This window comes from Bacillus sp. V33-4, from assembly GCF_002860225.1.
In the GTDB taxonomy this organism is placed as follows: Bacteria; Bacillota; Bacilli; order Bacillales; family Cytobacillaceae; genus Bacillus_BJ; species Bacillus_BJ canaveralius.
Window position 1 is genome coordinate 1 of record NZ_PGVC01000085.1, and the last position, 3,519, is coordinate 3,519.

At 50.5% G+C, this 3,519-nt stretch carries 1 protein-coding gene; it reads left to right on the forward strand.

Annotation, left to right across the window (positions count from 1 at the left end):
- On the forward strand, positions 1-3,519 hold a 3,519-nt coding region (locus CVD23_RS21300), incomplete at both ends, for a hypothetical protein (RefSeq protein ID WP_142382917.1).

A 3,519-nucleotide genomic window follows, 5' to 3' on the forward strand; every position in this document is an offset into this window, starting at 1 on the left:
GCTTGAAAAATCTTCGCTCGGGACCGAGTCGCATACCAGCTACCATCCAGATTTCCTTTTGCCGACAGTGATCAAGGATGGAGACGGAAGAGTTTGGGAACATAGTTATGACGGAAAAGGAAATGTCCTGACCATTAAAAGCCCGACGGAAGATGTGGAGGAGTTTGTGTATGACTCCCGCGGACTCGTTGAAGATCATAAAGGTCCGGACAAGAAAATTACCCACTACACCTATGATGCTTATGGGCAGCTTCATACGGTAACCGATCCGCTCGGCCAGGTCACCACATTTTCTTATGACGCAGTTGGCCGCTTGAAGAGTGTGATAATGCCAAACGGTTCCGTCAATTCTTATGAATATGATGATGCAGACCGTATCGTTTCGATCAAGGATGGCAAGGACCAAACGCTCCGGTTTTCGTATGACAAAAACGGCAGACTGGACAAAGAAACATTGCCGAACGGACACTTTTACGAGTACACCTACGATGCAAAAGGCCGCGTAGATACGAAAAAGGCACCGAACGGGGCAGTGACGCGTTATGCGTTCAACGCGCTGAACCAGCTGACCGGCATTGAAGGACCGGAGGGTGCCGCTATTTCTTATAGTTATGACGCACTCGGCAGGCTAAAAACTCAGCAAGGGACACTCGAAGACGCGGAATCGTTTGAATATGATGCGTTAAACCGGCTGGTCAAGCAGGTGACGCCATTTGGAACGTGGACCTACCAATATAACGGTTCGGGCGAAGTCGACAACCTGTTTTTGAACGGGAATCTACATACGCACTACACCTATGACGGATACGGTTTCCCGCAAACGCTCACGAATGCCAAAGGGCAAACGTATAGGATGTCCTATGACAAAATGGGACAGATGCGTAGCGTCACTGACCCGAAAGGCGCGGTGACCGCCTATGAATACAATGTATTTGGCAACATGACGAAAACAACCGATCCGCTCGGACGTGTCACGAAATATGACTACGATGACCTCCAACAGGTCACGAAGGTCACCGACCCGGCCGGACATGAAACGCATTTTGCCTATAACAGCCTGGGGATGGTGAAGAACATCACCGATCCGCTTGGCCAGGTGACGAGCTATGAATACGACAGCATTGGCCAGCTCTTGAAAGAAACCGATCCGGAAGGACATTCGATCCGTTATTCTTATAATTCTCTCGGCCTCATCGATTCGATTGTGAATCCGCGCGAGGCGGCGCAGTCGTTTGATTATGACGCGATGGGGAACCTCGTTAAGCAAACGGATGCTCTCGGGAATACCGTGTCAGCCGATTATGATGCGCTGGGCCGGATTCTCAGCTATGTCAACCAGGAAGAAAAAGAAACGAAATACGAGTACAATCTGGCGGAGAGAACGATCAAGGTGACAGAACCCGGAAATGCCGTGTCTGTTTATTCCTTTGATGAAAAGCTCCAGCTTAAAGGCATGACCGATCCAAACGGCCACGCGACTTCATGGGCGTATGACGGCCTTGGCCGAATGACCTCCGTGACGGATGCAGAAGGCCATGTGTCGACATACAGCTATGATGCGCTTGACCAGCTCGAAAAAGTGACCGATCCAAGCGGAGAGATTCATTATGGCTACGATGCGGCAGCCAATCTCGTTTCGGTGACCCGGCAAAACGGGGCGAAATCCGAATTCCAGTTTAACCTGGCCGGTGAAATGGTCGCGGAAATTAATGCCCTCCAGCAAAAAACGGACTACACTTATACGCCAACCGGTTTGCTTGAATCGGTGAAAGACCCGCTTGGAGAAGTGACAAGCTATCAATATGACGCTTTGCAGAGACTTGTGCAGGTGACCGATCCGCTCGGAAACAACACCAAGCTCGCCTACGACAAAATCGGAAATACAACAGAAGTGGTCGATCCGGAAGGATTTACGACTAAAATGGGCTATGACCCGGCCGGCAATATGACCTCGTTTACCGATGAGCGCGGTGCTGTCTGGGGCTACGCTTATGACAAAAACAACCAGCTCCTCGAGATGATTGATCCGAACGAGCAAAAGACGGTCTATACGTACACGAAAAGTGGAAATCCCGCCACGATCATGGATGTACGCGGTTTTGTGACAAGCCTTGCCTATGATGAAGCAGGCCGGCCGGCAAAAGTGACCGACCCGCTTGGCTACAGCGTGTCCTATGCGTATGACGCGGCCGGCAACCTCACCAGCCTGACCGACCAGAAAAACCACACATCGACATATGCCTATGACAAGCTGAATCGTTTGGTCAAGGAAACAGATCCAAAAGGACGGGCCACTTCCTACACGCTCGATGCAGTTGGAAATATCACCGCGGTGAAGGATGCAAAAGGAATTGTGACCTCCTACAGCTATGACGCTGTCAGTAACCAAACAGGCGTAACAGATGCACTGGGCAATAAGACAGCTTATTTGTACGACCAACTCGGGCAATTAACGAAACTGACCGACTCCAAGGGAAACCAAACCGAGTGGCTTTATGACTCACTTGGCCAGGTCACCCAGGAAATCAATGCGCTCGGCGATGTCCACCGCTTCACATATGACAAGGTCGGAAACCTGGCGCAGGAAACCGACCGGAAAGGCCAGACGATCCGCTACAGCTACAACAAACGCCAGGAATTGGCCGGCATCGACCTTGGCGATGAACAGCTGTCCTATGCATATGATGGTGCCGGAAACATGGTGAAAGCAGCGAGTCCGGCCACGGACGAAGTGTATGAATATGACAGTTTGAACCGGATGACCGCCGTCACCAATACGGGAATGAAAAAAACAACCCGATTCGCGTATGATGCCGCCGGTAACCGCACTCAAGTGACGGATCCGGAAGGCCGCGCCGTCCAATATGAATACAATGAACGCAATGAAATGGTGAAAGTGACCGATCCGGAAGCCAATCTGACCAGCTATACGTATGATGGCGCCGGGCAGAAAACATCGGTGACCCGGGGAAACGGGATTGTCACAATGTATGAGTATGATGAAGCCGATCAGTTGACCTCTCTTAAAAATAAAGGGAAAGAATTTTATTCGTCGCTTGCGTATGAGTATGACGAGGTAGGCAACCGCGTGTCCGAAGTAGACGAACGCGGGTACAAAACATCTTACGCCTATGATGAGTTATACCGCCTGACGGAAGTGACTTACCGGGAGAAAACATACAAAGACGACGATGATGACGATGACGACGATGACAAGCAGTCTCCGGCGAACCACTGGTGGCATCCGGAAAAAACGTCAGAACGACGAACCGCTAAAAGATCCGAAACGACGAACTTGACTGCGGCATCGAAGGAAGAGACAGATGCGAACGAGGTGTCGAACCCGGAAGATCCAAGTCCGGAAGAAACTGAAACTGCGGAAGAACCGGCTTCAACGGAAACATCTTCAGCGCCTTCCGATACCGAGATAAAAGAAACGGCGCAAAAGGAAACCAAGAACAATAGGGAAAAGCAAACGAAAAAATCATCATCAAAACAAGAGGGAAATAAAGTTGTCGC